We start from the raw sequence: 17,086 nt of genomic DNA, 5'->3' as shown, positions 1-17,086 counted from the left end.
CCCCAGACCTTCCAGCCTCGAGGGCTGGATTGGCGCCCACGGCCTTCGCCGCCCGAGCGAAACGACGTCAGGCGGGGGCGGTTCTCAGCTCCGGGCGAGCCTCCGCACGCGCCCTCATCCGAGCCCGCAACTGCTCGCGAATGGTCCAGCCGTCGAGATGCGCGAAATCGTTCAGCGTGTAGCCCTCGCGGGCCAGGGCTTCTTGAAGATCAGAAATCTTGAGGCAGGCGCGGTTCTCGTCGGCGATCTGAAAGGCGCGCTCGATAACGTGGATCTGGTTCATGTTTCCTCCGTGGCAAGAGAGAGCGAAAGCCGACGGCTACGGTTCCCTGAGCGGATGACGCAGAGCCGCAAAGTCAGGTCCAGGGCCTTTGGAACCCACAGGCGTTGCGGGCGCTGGCCCTCCAAACCGAAAAGGAGCTCGCCTTGAACCTTCGCCCCCTGCTTATCGGACTGGTCGCCGGCCAGCGCTCCATGACGCCGCTCGCCGCCGTGGCGCTGGCGGCGCGTTCCGGCAGCCTCGCCCGCGACAATGGCGCTCCAGCAGTTATCGGCAAAAGGTCCGCTGCGATCGCCGCCAGCGCTCTGGCGATCGGGGAAATGCTCGGCGACAAGATGCGGTCTGCACCGGACAGGACCGTCCCTCCCGGGCTGGCGGCCAGGCTGTTCGCCGGAGGGATAGCGGGCGCCGCCTTGGCGCCTCGCAGTTCACGCGCATCCGCCGCTGCCCTGGGCGCCGCGGGCGCAATCCTGGGCGGCTATGCCGGCCTGGCGCTTCGCAAGCGCGCCATGCGCCGTTTCGGCCAGACACGCAGTGGCCTGGCCGAAGACCTCCTGACCCTGGCCGCAACCACCCTCATTCTTCGCGAAGGTCCCAAACGTCGAACGCCGTCTGTCCAGCGGGAGGTGGTAAACCCGCCCTCCGCCTGAACAGAAAAGGGATCAGGCCAGGGTACGAACGGCTGGCTCCCGCGCCCACTGCCGGGTGCGGGCCGGCGGCAGGAAGTCCCCCGGCTTGGCCGCAGACAGGTCGACGACCCCCTCATCAGACTTGATCCCGGCCCGATCCAGAAGAGGGCCGACCTCGCGCGTGTGGCCAATGGCCTTGAGGTGACCGAAGGCGTCCCTGAGGAAGTCCACCGCCGCGCCCTCCTTCAGAAGCTGGGCGCATCCGTCTCCCGACAGGATGACGGCCACGGCGTCGAACAGGACAGACGGGCTGCCCGCCAACTGGCCGTCAGCGGGAAGAAGGGATCCGTCCGCCAGTTTCGCCCCGCCGATCTTGGGCGCGACGATGAAGACGGCGCCGCCGTCGCCTTCCACCGCCTTGCGGACAGCCGCGACGATCGCGCCGTCAGAGCCGTCAGCGACCAGGATCGCGACCTTGCGGCCCTTCAGGCTGTCCGGATACTTGCCGACGATCCTGAGGGCCGGCGAGGGTTCGAGGTCGATGGGCGTCGCGGCCGGCGCGGACGCCTTGGGCAGAGGCAGGTTCATGGCCCCCGCCACGCGCTTGGCCAGATCCTCGTCGACATTGCGGAGATTGGCCAGGACGCGCGCCCTGACGTGCTCGAGGGTCACCTTCGACAGTTCGAATACGAGGGCGCTGGCCAGGTGGGCCTGTTCGATCTCCGTCTGCGAGCGGAAGAAGAGCCGGGCCTGGCTGTAGTGATCGGCGAAGCTCTCGGCGCGCAGACGGACCTTCGCGCCCTCCATCGGCACGGCGGCGGTGCGGAAGCCGCCTTTCGGGTCCTCGCGCGGCCCGCCCTCCTCTCCCGCCTCGGCCAGGCTATTCGGCTCGTAGTTGGCGCGCCCCTTGAAGACCTGGGTCTGCATATGGCCGTCGCGCTGGAAGTTCTGGAAGGGACAGCCCTTGGCCTGGTTGATCGGGATCTGATGGAAGTTGACGGTCCCCAGCCGCGACAGCTGGGTGTCCTGATAGGAGAAGAGCCGCCCCTGCAGCAAAGGGTCCTCCGAGAAGTCGACGCCCGGCACGATGTTGGTGGGCAGGAAGGCCGCCTGCTCGGTCTCGGCGAAGAAGTTGTCAGGGTTACGGTTCAGCACCATGCGGCCGATGACCCGCAGAGGATGATCCTCTTCCGGGATCAGCTTGGTCGCGTCGAGAATATCGAACGGCAAGGCGTCCGCCTCGGCCTGGTTCAGCAGCTGGACGGCGAACTCCCATTCAGGGAAGTCGCCCTGATCGATGGCCTCGAACAGATCGCGCCGATGATAGTCCGGGTCGGCCCCGGCGATCTTGACCGCCTCGTCCCAGCAGGTGGACTGGGTCCCAAGCCTGGGCCGCCAGTGGAACTTGACGAAGGTCGCCTCCCCCTTGGCGTTGATCAGCCGGAAGGTGTTGACGCCGAAGCCCTCGATCATGCGCAGCGATCGCGGAATGGCCCGGTCGGACATGGCCCACATCACCATATGGGTGCTCTCCGGCATCAGGCTGATGAAGTCCCAGAAGGTGTCATGGGCGCTGGCCGCCTGAGGATAGCCGCGGTCCGCCTCCATCTTCACGGCATGGATCAGATCAGGGAATTTGATCGCGTCCTGGATGAAGAAGACGGGGATATTGTTGCCCACCAGATCCCAGTTGCCCTCGGACGTATAGAATTTGACGGCAAAGCCCCGGACGTCGCGCGGCGTATCCACTGAACCGGCGCCGCCGGCGACCGTCGAGAAGCGCGTGAAGACCTCTGTCTTTTTTCCGACCTCGGTGAGGATTTTGGCCGTTGTGTAGTCTTCCAGACTCTCGGTGAGTTCAAAAAAGCCATGGGCGGCCGATCCGCGTGCATGGACGATCCGCTCCGGAATACGCTCATGGTCGAAGTGCTGGATCTTCTCACGCAGCACAAAATCCTCGAGCAGGGTCGAACCTCGGGGCCCAAGCTTGAGCGAGTTCTGGTCGTCGCTGACCGGCGCGCCGTGGTTTGTCGTAAGGCGGGCTTCAGGCGTGGAGGCGGTCTGGTGGAGTTCGCCGCCCTCACCGGGGCGGGCGTCTGCGACGGGCGACTTGGGCATGGGGTTTCCTTCGGTCAGGTTGTCCGGCGACAGGGTTGAAAGCCCGCAAGAGCGGGCGCGCGGAGGCGGCCAGCGCCCGTCTATCTTTGCGGCGGCGGTGCAACCGCCCCCTCCTGCCCGGCCTGGTCGACTTGCCGGGCCGGGGTGTCGGCAACCCCCGTGGACGGGGTGGAACCGGGATTTGCGCCCGCCACGCCGCTCGTCGCGTCCGCCTCCAGCGAGGAGGCTTCAGGGGCCGCACGCTCCGCGTCGCGGCTTCCGCAAGCGCCGAGGGCGAGAAGCGGCACGGCCAGGATCGTCATCGCAGTCAGATGCTTCATGTCTTTCTCCCTGGAGGAACAACGGCAAGGCGGATGGGGCGTTGCACCAGCCCTGAGGCCGAGGCGGCGCGCGGCGTCGGATCTCGTCTGAAGTCAAAGCCCGCAGCGCGTCTCCCCTCGCGGGACCCGACAAGCGGCCGCAAACGAAGGATCAGCCAAGGGGAGCCTTGCCCGACCCGCCCGGAAGCCGGGACGATCTGAAGGCCTGAATCGAGTAGACCTCCCCGCTGCGGCTGTCCCGGATCGCGACCCCGGCCAGGCCTTGAGCCTCGAAGGCTACGGCCAGTCGCAAGGCGGCCGCCTCGTCTGACACGCTCGTCGCCATGTCGTTATTCTTGCACACATAGCTGACCAGATAGGGCATGGCGCTTTCCGGGCGCCGGATCCCCTGCAGTTCGCTCCCCTGGTGGGAAGCGCGGGGTCCGGCGGACTCCTCAGGCTTTTCTGGCGGCCTCCAGCTTCCGGACGAGTTCCGCCTTTTCCTTGTTGAACCTCTGCTCAGCCGCCCCCGACTCGGCCTCGATCCTGCGTCTTTCCTCCTCAAGCCGGGCGCAGGCCGCGGCATGGGATGTCTCAAGGTCCCGCAGCGCGACCGCCAGGGTCTCGATCCGCCGTGTTTGCGCCGGCGACGGCCCCGCGGGCGCGCGTCTGCGGGGCCGTCGCGAGCCGATCTGCTCGACGTCCACGGCGAGACCTCGCTCGATCACCGTCCCCGGGCGGGCGCGCGCCGCAGCCTCGTCTTCGGTCTCCACCGCCTCGCGCGCCAGTCCTGAAGCGAAGATGTCCTGCTGGATGCCCCATGCGGCCAGCGCCTTCGAACGGGATGAAGCCGCCACCGTGAAGCGATGGAAGCCGTCCGACCATTCAAAGACCTTCAGCCGCGGGGCCATTGGCCTATCCCGAGATGGCCGTCTGGATATCCCTCGCCTTCTGAAGGTGGGCCTCGATCTTGGGAAGGACGGTGCGGGCGTGCGCCGCCAGGGCCGGCGCATCACTATTGTCCGCAAAGCCCCGGTTCAGGGTCACGGCTTCCTCATGGGCCGCCACCTGCTGATCGATATAGACCTTGTCGAAGTCGTTCACGCCGGCGGTGCGAAGATTGTCGAGGAGACCCTTGCGGCGCTGGTCCAGCTCTGTGGGGAGAACGATATCAGGCGCCGCCGCCGTGACCGCTGTCTTCAAGGCCGTGCTGACGGCTGTGTGATCGGTCTTGATCATGCTCGCCAGAGCCTTGACGTCAGCTCGCTTCGCGCGCTCGAGCGCGATGTCCGCCGCCTGGATTTCATACATGTCGCCCATGGCCGCGGACGGCGCATAGGCGCTCGCCAGGTTAGCCCCCATGGTGGCGGCGGACGTCTGTCCAACAGGAGCGGACACAGCGTCCTGGGCCTTGTCGACCGCTTTCTCCCCGCCCTGCGGGCTGCAGGCGGCGACCAAAGCGGCAAAGGCGACGAGGGTCGTGGCGCGACGCATGATGGTGATCTCCTGAATGTGTGATCCCTCAAGCGCCTCGCAGGCGATCGGGTTTCCTCCTCAGGGCCGTCCGCCTCTCTCACTCCCGCCCCGCCGCGATGGAGCCTGTGTCGGGAAGAGGACACAGGAACCTGAGTGAAGCCTGGAGCCGCTCAACGCTCCAACGCCTTCTCGGCCTTGTGTCGGGTAGCCGCCATCCACGAACGGTTTGGCGCGCGGCGCGTAGAGCTTTTCGATGGCGACCTATGATTACACGCTTCGAGGGCCTGAGCCCGAAATGGTCCTCCAGGGCGTATCCGCAACAGACGGGGACGCGCGCCGTGAGGCCATCATGTTCTTGTCGGAGATGATGCGGGAGCAGCCCATCCGGGACGGCGGAGCCTTCGCACTCGAGGTCGTGGTCAGATGCGCAGGGCGAGAAATCTGTCGAGTGGAGGCCTCGGTTTCCTGACCTCGCACTCAGCCGCGGCAAAGCGGGAGTTTCGGGAGGAAGGCGGCCGGTTACGCCAAAGGGGGGCAATCACGAAGCCGGCCGCCTGCAGACTCCTCCCAGGGAGAGTGCAAAGATCTAACGTCCTTCACCTCCCGCAGGTCCCTATGTCTGAAAGACGACATAGGCCCCTCTCAGGCAGGGACGCCCAGGCTCGCCCCGTTCCTAGCTTCGGCCCGCCGCTCCCAGATTCTTCATGTCGGGAAGCAGGGCGGTGATCAGGCCCAGCAGCGGCAGTACGGCGCAAAGCTTGTAGACCCAGACGATGCCGTTGGCGTCCGCGAGCAGGCCGAGGCCTGCCGCGCCGATGCCACCGATGCCGAACATGAGACCGAACATCAGGCCTGACACCAGGCCGACGCGGCCGGGGACGAGTTCCTGCGCATAGACGACCAGGGCTGCGAAGGCTGAGGACATGATGAAGCCGATGGCGATCGAGAGGACGGTCGTCCACCCCAGATCGACGTAGGGCAGCAGCAGGGCGAAGGGCGCGGCCCCGAGGAAGGAGAGCCAGATCACGGCCTTTCGGCCGATCCGGTCGCCGATCGGGCCGCCGGCGAAGGTTCCCGCCGCCACGGCCGCCAGGAAGGCGAACAGGTGGAACTGGGAATCCTGAACCGAAACGGCGAACCGCTCGATGAGGTAGAAGGTGAAGTAGTTGGTGAAGGCGCCGATGTAGATGAATTTGGCGAACATCAGCACGGCGATGACCGCCAGGGCGCCGATGATCCGGCCCCGGCTCAGTTGGGGACCTTCGCTCAGGGTCTTGGCCGCGACCATGGCGTGGGGGTTGCAGATCCGCCAGCGCGTCACGCCGAAGAGCACCCAGATCGCCGTCACCGCAGCGAACGCCAGCCATCCCACAGCGGTAAGGCCCAGGGGCAGGATGATCAGCGAGGCCACCAGAGGCCCGATCGCCGACCCGGTGTTGCCGCCGACCTGGAAGGTCGACTGGGCTGTGCCGAACCGTCCGCCGGAGGCGAGACGGGCCACACGCGAGGCTTCCGGGTGGAAGGTGGCGGACCCCACCCCGATCACCGCTGAGGCGACAAGGAGCATGGCGAAGCTGCCGGCGGTAGTCAGCAGGCCGATCCCGATCAGGGTGGCGAACATCCCGCAGGGCAGCAGATAGGGCTTGGGATGCTTGTCCGTATAGATGCCGATCCAGGGCTGAAGCAGCGACGCCGTGAACTGGTAAACCAGGGCCACAAGGCCAATCTGGGTGAAGCTCAGGGCGAACTTCGTCTTCAGCATCGGATAGATGGCGGGCAGGACCGCCTGAATGAGGTCGTTGAGGAGGTGGGCGAAGGCCACGGCGCCGACGATCCCGATCAGAAAACGCGGCGAGGTCGCCATATTGGGGACCGGCTGGGCGTCTGTCAGGTCTGTCGGAATGGTCATCAGCGCGCTCGATACAATCGGGCCGACGCCCCGCGTCCACCCCTTCATGGACCGCTATAGCAAGTTGACCTGCATCCCACTTCGATAGACGAGACATTCAGTTCTGAGTCTGGGACAATCCATCCATGGTGCTCCAACGCGATGACATGGACGAAGTCCCCAGAGCCGTCGTGGCTCTGGGCCGCCTATACCCGCCCGCCTTCGAGCTGGGCGAGCACCGCCATCGCCGGGCCCAGTTTCTCTACGCCGCCAGCGGCGTCATGGTGGTCAGCACGCCTCACGGAGCCTGGGTGGCGCCTCCGGAACGCGGCGTCTGGATACCTGGCGAGACGCCCCACGCCGTGAAGATGGTCGGTTCTGTGCAAACCCGCAGCGTCCTGATCGAGGCCGGCGCATGCGCCGCCCGATCCAGGACCTGCGAGGTCGTCGCCGTCTCGCCGCTGCTGCGCCAGCTTCTTCTGGAAGCCTTCGACGTACCCACCGAATACGACCTCGCGGGCCGCGACGGCCTCGTCATGAGCCTGCTGTTGACCGAGATCGACAAGGCGCCTCCGGCGGGCTTCGCCGTCCCCTTCCCGTCTCACGCCGCCCTGGCCGAGCTCTGCCAGGCCTTTCTGAACAGGCCCCAGGCAAACGCCACCATCGACGGCTTCGCCGACCGCCTCGCCATGAATCGGCGCCGCTTCACGCGTCTGTTCCGACAGGAGACGGGACTGAGCTTCGGAGAATGGAGGCAGAGGGCATGTCTCGCCGTCGCCCTGCCTCGGCTCGCGGCGGGCGAAGCCGTCACAACCATCGCGCTTGACCTCGGCTACGAGGGAGCCGGCAACTTCTCGACCATGTTCAAGCGCCAGGTGGGGGTCGCCCCGAGCCTCTATCTCCCCCATTCCGGCCCCAGTGTTCGGACCGGACGTGCGGCCCCCCAAGCCCGAGCCCGTAGAAAGCTCGCCGAGGCGGACGCCTAGTTCAGTAGAGACGTCACGGCGGTCCGGTCCGCCGGGCTCAGGTCCATCCGAGATGCGGCGCTGAAGCTCCTGCGCGCCGCTTCAGCCTGTCCCGCCGTCGCCAAGGCCGCGCGAGTGGCTGCGGGCGGACCAGACCTCTGTGTCGAAAGCCCAACTATCGGACTCTCTCGCGGCACCTGCGACGGTTTGTCAGCCCGGATTGACGTCCGCGACGCCGCCAGCATCAGGCGTGCTCTTAGTCAGGTTCGCCTTGAGAATCTGGTAGCCGAAGCCGAGCACGCCCGTGTCCGAAACCCAGACCCGCCCGTCATCGGCATCAAAGCGTATGAGGGTCAGATGAGGATCGGCCTTTCCATCGGGATACCAAGCCGCGACGACCGGGTTCCAGAAGCGGTCTATGCGCTCGCGATCCAGATCGATCGCCAGCCTCCCGTGAATACAGGCCTGAAGCTTCTCGTCCTTGGCCTGGTAGCAGAACATTCCCATCTGACCGCCGGCGGCGACGTCTCGAGCGAAGTCCGTGTCGTTGCGTGTGAAGAACCAGATCGTCCCGGTTTCGGGCTCGCCAAATCCAGTCATCGGCTGGTGATGATACCCTGGTCGGTCGATCCCGAGCATGCCCGTATTGGACTGCTTGAGGCTTTTCCAGAACGCCGTCTCCGCCTCGGCTGGAGTCAGATGATCACTCATGAAACGTCTCCTTTTGTCAGCGATCAACCGATCGGCCTGAAACAGGTTCCTGAGCACATAAGGCGGCATAGCGGCCTCTACCCGGCGCTGCGGATACGCCATCAAACGCTTTCAAGGCACAGCCAAGGCGCAGATAAGATCGCGAGGTTCGACGATACACCTCGGCCTTACTTCAGGTGTCGTCCCCTGTGGACGCAGGCGCCCCGTCGTCGTCACCTTCATCGCGATTGGGCGTGACTGGCTTGCGCCTGCTCCGTCTTATGGCGACGACGGCGATAGCGGTGAACACAACACCAAGACCGAAGAGAACGAAGTTCATCGGTCATCTCCAAATCGAAACGGGAGTTGGATGAGCATCCTCCCCCTTTGCCAGTGAGTGGACTTGCGAGCCTGATCGGCAGGAATGCGGTCCGTCATAGGGGATTAGCGTCGATCGTCATCCTGACGTTCCGAAATGACCGGATGGATACTCTTGTGCGTCCCGGAGCCAGCGACGCCCGTATGACGGGTGCGGTTCTCATCCCAACGCAATAATGCCTTGGGCGAGGACGCCAAGGCTCACCAGAGTGAAGATGGCGGTGGCGCAAATCATAAGGATCAGCAGCTTGCATCCAGAACGCTTCATCGACACTCCTGAAGCATTGCGAATAGCGCAAAGGGGTTGGGGAGAGGTCCTACCGCCGAGCCTGGAAACCGACCCCAACCTTCACAATGGCACTGGAACACGAAAGCGCAATCTGGCGACCAACATAGGTTAGGACGCACAAGCGTTCTTCAGTGTAGCCTCGGTGCATTGCGGGCCGTGATCATCCAGGCGCCTGCAACTGGAAGAGACCGGTGGCGCACGCCGCAAACTCCCGCCTTTTGGTCTGAGAGGATTGCCGTGGTCTACTTCTGTTTGATCGAAACTGGCGGCCCGACCGCCTCACACCTCGAGGTCCTGGACGCCGAATGCGCCCAGGCCGCCACCAGCGAAGCCAAGCAACTGATGGCGCGGCACGCTAGCGCCGTCATGGTGCATGTGATCCACGGCGATGAAACCGTGGCCTCAATCCCTGCAGCAATCGCCACGACTGGGTTCGACGGGGCCGATGGATCAGGCTCGGGCGTCTAGTCGGCGCCTCAACAACATCCCCCGCCGATCATGCAAACTATCTTCAAGCGGTAATTGCTTGGGGTCCGAACGGGACCCAAGGGGCCAGAACCCTTTCAGGACGTTTCAACGAAATCCGCAGAAACTGCCCCCCTATTGCCCCCCTTGCCTCAAATTGCTCCGTACTCAGAGCAATTGGCGTTACGCGATTTCCGGCAACTCGCTGAACTTTATAGGGGAAAATGGTAGGCGGCGACGGGTTCGAACCGCCGACCCTCTCGGTGTAAACGAGATGCTCTGACCAGCTGAGCTAGCCGCCCTCTTGACGCGTGCGTCAGACGCGCTTCATGCCTGTGTCTGTTCAGCCGTTCAAGGCGCTTTTCAATCCTTCCCCAACCCGGAATCGGGCGGTGCGGGACGCCGGGCGGGCGATGGCCTCGCCGGTCTGCGGGTTGCGAGCGGTTCCAGCCTTGCGCTCGACGGCGATGAAGCTGCCGAAGCCGACCAGCCGCACGTCGCGTCCATTCGTCAGCGATGCGGTCACATTGTCGGTAAAGGCTTCCAGCGCCAGCTTGGCCTGGTCGCGGCTAATGCCCGCCGCTTCGGCCATGACGCCGATCAGCTCGGTCTTGTTCATTGGTTCTGCTCCCCAGCAAATTCCAGGGGCGCACTTAAGGCCTTCCTGACGCGAACGTCAAAAGCAACGCGGCCTGGGTTTCCCCAGGCCGCGCGCTTTCGATCCGAATGTCGTCGGCCTTAGTGGCTGACGGCGGTCCCGTCCTGGGTCGGCGCGGCCTGCGGCGTGGGCAGCAAGGGCTCGGCCGCCTCGTCCCATTCCACTGGCGTCAGCGTGCCGGTCAGGGCCCACTTCAGCGCCTCGTCGGCGGTCGAGATCGGGATGATCTCCAGCGCCGACTTCACATTCTCCGGCACCTCCTCGAGGTCCTTCTCGTTCTCCTGCGGGATCAGCACTGTCTTCACGCCGGAACGCAGCGCCGCCAGCAGCTTCTCCTTCAGGCCCCCGATGGCCGTGACCCGGCCGCGCAGAGTGATCTCGCCGGTCATGGCGATGTCCTTGCGGATCGGGATGCCCGTCAGCACCGAGACCATGGCCACGGTCATGGCCGCGCCGGCCGAGGGACCGTCCTTGGGCGTGGCGCCATCCGGCACGTGGACGTGGATGTCGGTCTTCTCGAACACCGGCGGCTTGACGCCGAAGGCCAGAGAACGGCTGCGGACATAGGAAGCGGCGGCGGAGATGGACTCCTTCATCACCTCCTTCAGGTTGCCGGTCACGGTCATGCGGCCGCGGCCCGGCATCTTGATCGCCTCGATGGTCAGGATGTCGCCGCCGAACTCAGTCCAGGCCAGACCGGTGACGATGCCGACCTGATCTTCGGAACCCGTCTCGCCATAGCGGAACTTCTTCACGCCCGCATACTCGGCCAGCTTGGCCGCATCGACGGTGATGGAGACGGCCTTGGTCTTGGCCATCTCGCGCACGGCCTTGCGCGCCAGACCGCCCAGGGCGCGTTCCAGCGAACGCACGCCGGCTTCGCGCGTGTAGTAGCGGATCAGCTCCCGGATCGTCTCTTCCGGGACGATCAGCTCGCCTTCCTTCAGGCCGTGGTCCTTGAGCTGCTTGGGCAGGACGTGGCGCTTGGCGATCTCGACCTTCTCATCCTCGGTGTAACCGCTGACCCGGATGATCTCCATCCGGTCCATCAGGGGCTGCGGCATGTTCAGGCTGTTGGCCGTGGTCACGAACATGACCTGCGACAGGTCATAGTCGACCTCCAGATAGTGGTCGCCGAAGGTCGAGTTCTGGGCCGGGTCCAGCACTTCCAGCAGGGCCGAGGACGGGTCGCCGCGCCAGTCGGCGCCCAGCTTGTCGATCTCGTCCAGCAGGACAAAGGCGTTGGTGGTCTTGGCCTTCTTCATCGACTGGATGATCTTGCCGGGCATGGAGCCGATGTAGGTCCGGCGGTGGCCGCGGATCTCGCTTTCGTCGCGCACGCCGCCCAGCGACATGCGAACGTATTCACGCCCCGTCGCCTTGGCGATGGACTGGGCCAGCGAGGTCTTGCCGACGCCGGGAGGTCCGACCAGGCACAGGATCGGGCCCTTCAGGCTGCCAGTGCGCGCCTGGACGGCCAGATACTCGATGATCCGTTCCTTGACCTTCTCGAGGCCGTAGTGGTCCTCTTCAAGGATGTCCTCGGCCTTCTGCAGGTCGATGGGCTTGGTCTTGGCCTTGCCCCACGGCACGGACAGCAGCCAGTCGAGATAGTTGCGCACCACGGTCGATTCCGCCGACATCGGCGACATGTTGCGCAGCTTCTTCAGCTCCGCCTCGGCCTTGGCGCGCGCCTCCTTGGACAGCTTGGTCTTGCGGATGCGCTTTTCGAGCTCCAGCAGTTCGTCGCGCGTGTCGTCGGTCTCGCCCAGCTCGCGCTGGATCGCCTTCATCTGCTCATTCAGATAATACTCGCGCTGGGTCTTCTCCATCTGGCGCTTCACGCGCGAGCGGATCTTCTTCTCGACCTGCAGGACGCTGATCTCGCCCTCCATCAGGCCATAGACCTTCTCCAGGCGCGCCGGCACCTCGATGGTTTCCAGCAAGCCCTGCTTGTCGGCGATCTTGACCGACAGGTGGGCGGCCACGCTGTCCGCCAGCTTGGACGGGTCGTTGATCTGCGGGATGGAGCTGAGGGCCTCGGGCGGGACCTTCTTGTTCAGCTTCACATAGTTTTCGAACTGCTCGATCACCGCGCGCAGCAGGGCTTCGCTCTGCGAGGCGTCGCCTTCTTCGTCGGCGATCTCGACGGCCTCGGCCTCGTAGTAGTCCTCGCGATCAGTGAAACGGACCAGGCGCGCGCGGCCCTTGCCCTCGACCAGCACCTTCACGGTGCCGTCGGGCAGCTTCAGCAGTTGCAGGACGGTGGCCAGAACCCCGGTCTGATAGATGGCGTCCGCCGCCGGATCGTCGTCGACAGAGTTCTTCTGGGTGGCGAGCAGGATCTGCTTGTCGCCTTTCATGATCTCATCGAGGGCCCGCACGGACTTCTCGCGGCCGACAAACAGCGGCACGACCATGTGCGGAAAGACGACGATGTCTCTCAGCGGCAGGACGGGGAGGATTTTGCTCTCGGTCATGATGCGTACTTTCCAGGGCTTTCGTGGATCTCCAGCCCGTCGTCCCGAAACGCCCTGGCGCGAATGCCTTGGCCCCTCGACACGACCCGCCGATTCCGGCGGCGTTTCGTTCAGTATGTGGTTCAGACGACGCCCGGTTCAAGCGTCGCCAGGGAACCGCCCACATATGACTGCATCAGGCGCCGTCATTCCGGGCGCGCGGCGCCAGGGCGTCACGCCGTTGCTCCTCGGTGAGGGTCTGGGCCGAAGGACCGCCCATGCGACCGCCTGCGCCGCCCGACGGGGGGCCTGGCGGACGGTCTCGCCCCGCCCCTCCCGGCGGCGGGCCGCCCGGCGGGCCCATGTGCGTCTCGGTGCTGCGTGCCGTGCGATCAACGCCCAAGGTCAGGCTCAGGGCGTAATGGTCAGCCTGTTCGCTGATCGCACCGAAGTTGGCGTAGCCCTGCTGCTGGGCGATCCCATCATAGCGGTTCAGCGTGTCGCGCGCCTCGTCCCGCTTGTAGGCGGCCTCATTGACGAAGATGAACTCGCTCAAGGCGTCTGGGAAAAACAGCTGACAGGTCAGAAGGTTCTCTACCCCGCCGTCGTCCAGAAAGACCTTGGCGTGGATATGGGGCGTCCGACCGCGATACCAGCCAGGATAGATGGTGCCGAACCGCGCGACCCCGTCCGCGTCGGTGAAGACATGCCCACGCAGGAAGGTCTGCCCCACGGTCGAGCCGTAACCCGGCTGGTTGTCGAAACCGGAATAGACGCCCTGAGCGTCGCAATGCCAGATATCGACCCGCGCCCGCTCGAACGGACGACAGGTGGCGGCGTCCAGCACCGTGATCGCCAGACGCAGCGGCACGCCGGCCCGGCCTTCGGTGATGTCCGACCGCTCCAGTTTGGGATCGATCCAGTAGGGCCCCTCGGTGACCTGAGGCGTGACGCGGCACATGCCAGTCGCGGTCGCCGCCTCGACCGCCTGCTCCTGACCGCGACAGGCGCTGCTCAGGCCCACGCCGCCGACCAAGGCCCCGCTGAGCGCCATGCGGCGGGTCAGCCTGGAGCTGGGAAGGATCGAAATACGGCTGTCGCTCGTCACGCTGGCCTCCTGATGCGCCTGTGAGACTCCTGCAACGCCCATCCAGCCCCTTTCCGCCGCGCCGACGGAGGAAATCACCAAAGAAAACGGCCCCGGAAGCGTGTTCCGGGGCCGAATGCTCATTTCAGGCTTTAAGGAGCGCCCTATCAGGCGGCGCCGTCAGCCTTCTTCTTGGAGGCTTCCGAGTAGATCAGCAGCGGCTGGGCGCGGCCCTCGATCACCTCGGCGTTGACCACGACTTCCTCCACGCCCTCGAACGTGGGCAGCTCGAACATGGTCTCCAGCAGGATGCCTTCCAGGATGGAACGCAGGCCGCGGGCGCCGGTCTTGCGGGTGATCGCCTTCTTGGCCACCGCCGACAGGGCGTCGTCGGTGAAGGTCAGCGTCACGTTCTCCATCTCGAACAGGCGCTTGTACTGCTTGACCAGGGCGTTCTTCGGCTCGGTCAGGATGGTGACCAGGGCCGCCTCGTCCAGGTCTTCCAGCGTCGCCAGAACCGGCAGACGGCCGATGAACTCGGGGATCAGACCGAAACGCATCAGATCGTCCGGCTCGACGCCCTTGAGGATGTCGCCCGTGCGGCGTTCGTCGATTTCCTTGACCTTGGCGCCGAAGCCGATCGAGGCCCCTGCCCCACGGGCCGAGATCACCTTTTCAAGGCCGGCGAAGGCGCCGCCGACGATGAACAGGATGTTGGCGGTGTCGACCTGCAGGAACTCCTGCTGCGGATGCTTGCGGCCGCCTTGCGGAGGCACGGAGGCGACGGTGCCTTCCATGATCTTCAGCAGGGCCTGCTGCACGCCCTCGCCCGACACGTCGCGGGTGATCGACGGGTTGTCCGACTTGCGCGAGATCTTGTCGATTTCGTCGATATAGACGATGCCGCGCTGGGCACGCTCGACGTTGTAGTCCGAGGCCTGAAGCAGCTTCAGGATGATGTTCTCGACGTCTTCACCGACATAGCCCGCTTCGGTCAGGGTCGTGGCGTCGGCCATGGTGAAGGGCACGTCGATGATGCGCGCCAGCGTCTGGGCCAGCAGCGTCTTGCCCGAGCCGGTCGGCCCGATCAGCATGATGTTCGACTTGGCCAGTTCGACGTCGTTGTTCTTCGTCGCGTGGTTCAGGCGCTTGTAGTGGTTGTGGACGGCGACGCTCAGCACCTTCTTGGCGTGGCTCTGGCCGATCACATAGTCGTCCAGGACGTCGCGAATCTCCTTCGGAGTCGGAACCCCGTCCTTGGTCGTCTTGAAGGCGATCTTGTGCTCTTCGCGGATGATATCCATGCACAGTTCGACGCATTCATCGCAGATGAACACCGTTGGTCCCGCAATCAGCTTGCGGACTTCGTGCTGGCTCTTGCCGCAGAACGAGCAATAGAGCGTGCTTTTGGCGTCGGTGCCGGCGGCTTTGGTCATAGACCCTTCTCACTCCCGCGATCCGGCCCGACATGGGACGGAAGGCGCTTACCTCGTCATTGATCCGTGAATCTATGCACGAAGGTCTTCAAAAAAAGACAATCACCCATCACACGTTCCGCCACAACCCTGTTGCGACGCGACAACGCACGAACAGGGACGGACAGGACAGTTTCTAAGGGGATCAAGGCTAATGTCTGACATGGGCGCCGCACAATCGTTTCGCCAGTCCCTCGTCGGGGACCGCCAGATCGTCGCCTTCGACTTCGACGGCACCCTGACGATTCGCGACAGCTTCACCGCCTTCCTGCGCTGGCGAGCTGGAGCAGCGGGCTGGGCCGTCGGACTGGCGAAGATGGCGCCCGCCCTCGCCGCCTATGTGGGCGACCGCGACCGGGGACGCATCAAGGCCGCCTCGGTGCGTGAATTCCTGCACGGCGTGGAGCGCGCGACGCTGGAGGCCGAGGCAGAACGCTATGCCGATCAGGTCTGGGACCGCTTCATGCGTCCTGACGCCCTCGCCTGCTGGAAGGCCTGGGGCGAGAAAGGCGCGCACCGCGTCATCGTCACCGCCTCGCCGGAAACGACCGTCGCCCCCTTCGCCCGCAGACTCGGCGCTGAGGGACTGCTGGGCACGCAACTGGTGTTTGACGCCCAGGACCGCGTCACGGGCGCCTTCGCAGGCGCGAACTGCCGGGGCGAGGAAAAGGTGCGCCGTCTTCGCGAAGCCTACGGCGACGACATGATGCTGGCGGCCGCCTACGGCGACACCTCCGGCGACACCGAAATGATCGCCATCGCCGAGGAAAAGGGCTTCCGGGTCTTCACCAGCCGACCCTGAGAGATCAGCGGGCGCTCAGTGCCGGCGGTCAGTGGCCGTCGACGTCCACGTCAAAGACCATGGCGCGGCCGCGCGAGGTCGGGTTCCAGCCCGCCTCCGTCGCCGAGACCACGGCGTTGCGCACCGCATCCACATTGACCCGCTGCTTTTCAACGTCCGGTCGCCCATTGGGACGCAGCGGCGGCGGAAACTGGATGATGGCCTCACGCTTGAAGTCGACCAGGCGCAGGGTGACGGCCATTCCCTCCCACACCCCGCCCGACTTGGGCTGAGGCTGGCGGCGAATCTCCCACTCATAGATGTCACCGTCGACTTCGATCGTGCCTTTGGAATCGCGCGTGTACTGCATGAAGGCCTGATAGCACGGGCCTTGAAACGATTCGAGGCGGAGCCCGTCGCCGGACCCCGCCTCGTTTATCTCAGAGCCTAAACGTCAGGCTCAGGGCGCTTTGACGCCGTCGTCGTCGGCCTGCGTGCGCTTGTCATAGACGTGGTCGACGATGCCCCAGGCCTTGGCTTCTTCGGCGGTCATGAAGTGGTCGCGGTCCAGGGTGCGCTCGACTTCCTCATAGGTCCGGCCGGTGTGCTGGACATAGATTTCGTTCAGGCGACGCTTGGTGGCGATAATGTCCTCGGCGTGGCGCTCGATGTCCGAAGCCGTGCCGCGGAAACCGCCCGAGGGCTGGTGGACCATGACCCGCGCGTTCGGCAGGGCGATGCGCTGGCCGGCTTCACCGGCCGTCAGGATCAGCGAACCGGCAGAGGCGGCCATGCCCATGACCACGGTCGAGACCGGCGACTTGATGTATTGCATGGTGTCGTAGATCGCGAGCGCCGAGGTCACCTGACCGCCGGGGCTGTTGATGTACATGCTGATTTCCTTCTTCGGGTTTTCCGATTCCAGGAACAGAAGTTGGGCGCAGATCAGCGAAGCCATGCCGTCCTCGAAGGGACCGGTCAGGAAGATGATCCGCTCGCGCAACAGGCGCGAAAAGATGTCGAACGACCGTTCGCCGCGGCTGGATTGCTCCACCACCATCGGCACCAGGTTGTTGGAGATGTAGTCGATCGGATCGCGCATGGGGTCTCTCGGATACATGGCGCGCATGAGTCGCACCGCTTAGCCTC

General features: G+C 65.0%; 19 protein-coding genes and 1 tRNA gene. 5 read left to right on the top strand and 15 right to left on the bottom strand.

The annotated features are described in order from the left end of the window. Positions 1-67: 67 nt before the first annotated feature. A complete protein-coding gene (locus ACR9FL_RS08180) occupies positions 68-283 on the bottom strand; it encodes a hypothetical protein (RefSeq protein WP_207821867.1) in 216 nt (71 codons plus the stop codon). 143 nt (positions 284-426) lie between these two features. On the opposite strand from ACR9FL_RS08180, the gene ACR9FL_RS08175 reads away from it, so the two are divergent. Then, a complete protein-coding gene (locus ACR9FL_RS08175) occupies positions 427-930 on the top strand; it encodes a DUF4126 domain-containing protein (protein ID WP_296172079.1) in 504 nt (167 codons plus the stop codon). A gap of 12 nt (positions 931-942) precedes the next feature. On the opposite strand, the gene ACR9FL_RS08170 is transcribed toward ACR9FL_RS08175, so the two are convergent. The 5 genes from ACR9FL_RS08170 to ACR9FL_RS08150 all read right to left on the bottom strand — a co-directional run bounded on the left by ACR9FL_RS08170 (position 943) and on the right by ACR9FL_RS08150 (position 4,820). After that, on the bottom strand, positions 943-3,027 hold the full coding sequence (locus tag ACR9FL_RS08170; RefSeq protein ID WP_296172080.1) for a catalase: 2,085 nt from the start codon (positions 3,025-3,027) through the stop codon (positions 943-945). Positions 3,028-3,107: 80 nt separating this feature from the next. Further along, positions 3,108-3,347: a hypothetical protein gene (locus tag ACR9FL_RS08165; protein ID WP_296172082.1), complete on the bottom strand. Its 240-nt coding sequence runs from the start codon at positions 3,345-3,347 to the stop codon at positions 3,108-3,110. A gap of 151 nt (positions 3,348-3,498) precedes the next feature. Then, a complete protein-coding gene (locus ACR9FL_RS08160; protein ID WP_296172084.1) occupies positions 3,499-3,711 on the bottom strand; it encodes a hypothetical protein in 213 nt (70 codons plus the stop codon). 70 nt (positions 3,712-3,781) lie between these two features. Then, on the bottom strand, positions 3,782-4,237 hold the full coding sequence (locus ACR9FL_RS08155) for a hypothetical protein (RefSeq protein WP_297934775.1): 456 nt from the start codon (positions 4,235-4,237) through the stop codon (positions 3,782-3,784). Positions 4,238-4,241: 4 nt separating this feature from the next. Continuing rightward, positions 4,242-4,820, bottom strand: a complete 579-nt coding sequence (locus ACR9FL_RS08150) for a DUF4142 domain-containing protein (RefSeq protein ID WP_436357976.1) — start codon at positions 4,818-4,820, stop codon at positions 4,242-4,244. 235 nt (positions 4,821-5,055) lie between these two features. Here ACR9FL_RS08150 and ACR9FL_RS08145 point away from each other — a divergent pair, with 235 nt between their 5' ends. After that, positions 5,056-5,271, top strand: a complete 216-nt coding sequence (locus ACR9FL_RS08145) for a DUF6894 family protein (RefSeq protein ID WP_436357974.1) — start codon at positions 5,056-5,058, stop codon at positions 5,269-5,271. Between the two features lie 204 nt (positions 5,272-5,475). Here ACR9FL_RS08145 and ACR9FL_RS08140 read toward each other — a convergent pair whose 3' ends face one another. Then, on the bottom strand, positions 5,476-6,711 hold the full coding sequence (locus tag ACR9FL_RS08140; RefSeq protein WP_436357973.1) for an MFS transporter: 1,236 nt from the start codon (positions 6,709-6,711) through the stop codon (positions 5,476-5,478). A 125-nt stretch (positions 6,712-6,836) separates the two neighbouring features. On the opposite strand from ACR9FL_RS08140, the gene ACR9FL_RS08135 reads away from it, so the two are divergent. Further along, positions 6,837-7,676 (top strand): AraC family transcriptional regulator, encoded by an 840-nt coding sequence (locus tag ACR9FL_RS08135; protein WP_436357972.1) that lies wholly within the window; start codon positions 6,837-6,839, stop codon positions 7,674-7,676. Between the two features lie 189 nt (positions 7,677-7,865). Here the strand turns inward: ACR9FL_RS08135 and ACR9FL_RS08130 are convergent, their stop codons facing one another. Beyond that, positions 7,866-8,366, bottom strand: coding sequence for a pyridoxamine 5'-phosphate oxidase family protein (locus ACR9FL_RS08130; RefSeq protein ID WP_436357971.1), 501 nt, complete (start codon positions 8,364-8,366; stop codon positions 7,866-7,868). Positions 8,367-9,249: 883 nt separating this feature from the next. Between ACR9FL_RS08130 and ACR9FL_RS08125 the strand changes: the two genes are divergently transcribed. Beyond that, positions 9,250-9,480, top strand: coding sequence for a hypothetical protein (locus tag ACR9FL_RS08125; protein ID WP_296172253.1), 231 nt, complete (start codon positions 9,250-9,252; stop codon positions 9,478-9,480). A 222-nt stretch (positions 9,481-9,702) separates the two neighbouring features. Here the strand turns inward: ACR9FL_RS08125 and ACR9FL_RS08120 are convergent. The 5 genes from ACR9FL_RS08120 to clpX all read right to left on the bottom strand — a co-directional run bounded on the left by ACR9FL_RS08120 (position 9,703) and on the right by clpX (position 15,117). Continuing rightward, positions 9,703-9,779: transfer RNA gene (locus ACR9FL_RS08120), tRNA-Val, on the bottom strand. A gap of 41 nt (positions 9,780-9,820) precedes the next feature. Next, positions 9,821-10,096 carry an HU family DNA-binding protein gene (locus ACR9FL_RS08115; RefSeq protein WP_105562267.1) on the bottom strand — a complete coding sequence of 92 codons (276 nt, stop codon included), beginning with the start codon at positions 10,094-10,096 and terminating at the stop codon, positions 9,821-9,823. A gap of 119 nt (positions 10,097-10,215) precedes the next feature. After that, entirely contained in the window at positions 10,216-12,615 is a 2,400-nt protein-coding gene (gene lon / locus ACR9FL_RS08110) for an endopeptidase La (RefSeq protein ID WP_436357970.1), read from the bottom strand. A gap of 175 nt (positions 12,616-12,790) precedes the next feature. Then, positions 12,791-13,702, bottom strand: coding sequence for an intradiol ring-cleavage dioxygenase (locus ACR9FL_RS08105; protein WP_436357969.1), 912 nt, complete (start codon positions 13,700-13,702; stop codon positions 12,791-12,793). Between the two features lie 146 nt (positions 13,703-13,848). After that, complete coding sequence (gene clpX / locus ACR9FL_RS08100) at positions 13,849-15,117, bottom strand: ATP-dependent Clp protease ATP-binding subunit ClpX (RefSeq protein WP_105562269.1); 1,269 nt, start codon at positions 15,115-15,117, stop codon at positions 13,849-13,851. A gap of 193 nt (positions 15,118-15,310) precedes the next feature. Here clpX and ACR9FL_RS08095 point away from each other — a divergent pair, with 193 nt between their 5' ends. Next, the gene (locus ACR9FL_RS08095; RefSeq protein ID WP_436357968.1) at positions 15,311-15,958 is read left to right on the top strand and encodes an HAD-IB family hydrolase; all 648 of its coding nucleotides are present in this window, start codon (positions 15,311-15,313) and stop codon (positions 15,956-15,958) included. 28 nt (positions 15,959-15,986) lie between these two features. Here ACR9FL_RS08095 and ACR9FL_RS08090 read toward each other — a convergent pair whose 3' ends face one another. Both ACR9FL_RS08090 and ACR9FL_RS08085 read right to left on the bottom strand, forming a co-directional pair. Continuing rightward, positions 15,987-16,307, bottom strand: a complete 321-nt coding sequence (locus ACR9FL_RS08090) for a hypothetical protein (RefSeq protein WP_436357967.1) — start codon at positions 16,305-16,307, stop codon at positions 15,987-15,989. 90 nt (positions 16,308-16,397) lie between these two features. Beyond that, positions 16,398-17,039 carry an ATP-dependent Clp protease proteolytic subunit gene (locus ACR9FL_RS08085; RefSeq protein WP_003165321.1) on the bottom strand — a complete coding sequence of 214 codons (642 nt, stop codon included), beginning with the start codon at positions 17,037-17,039 and terminating at the stop codon, positions 16,398-16,400. Positions 17,040-17,086 lie beyond the last annotated feature (47 nt).

The organism is Brevundimonas sp. CEF1, from assembly GCF_051353055.1.
Taxonomy (GTDB): domain Bacteria; phylum Pseudomonadota; class Alphaproteobacteria; order Caulobacterales; family Caulobacteraceae; genus Brevundimonas.
Note: the sequence above shows the minus strand (reverse complement) of the source record. Positions and strands in the feature narration are given on the sequence as shown.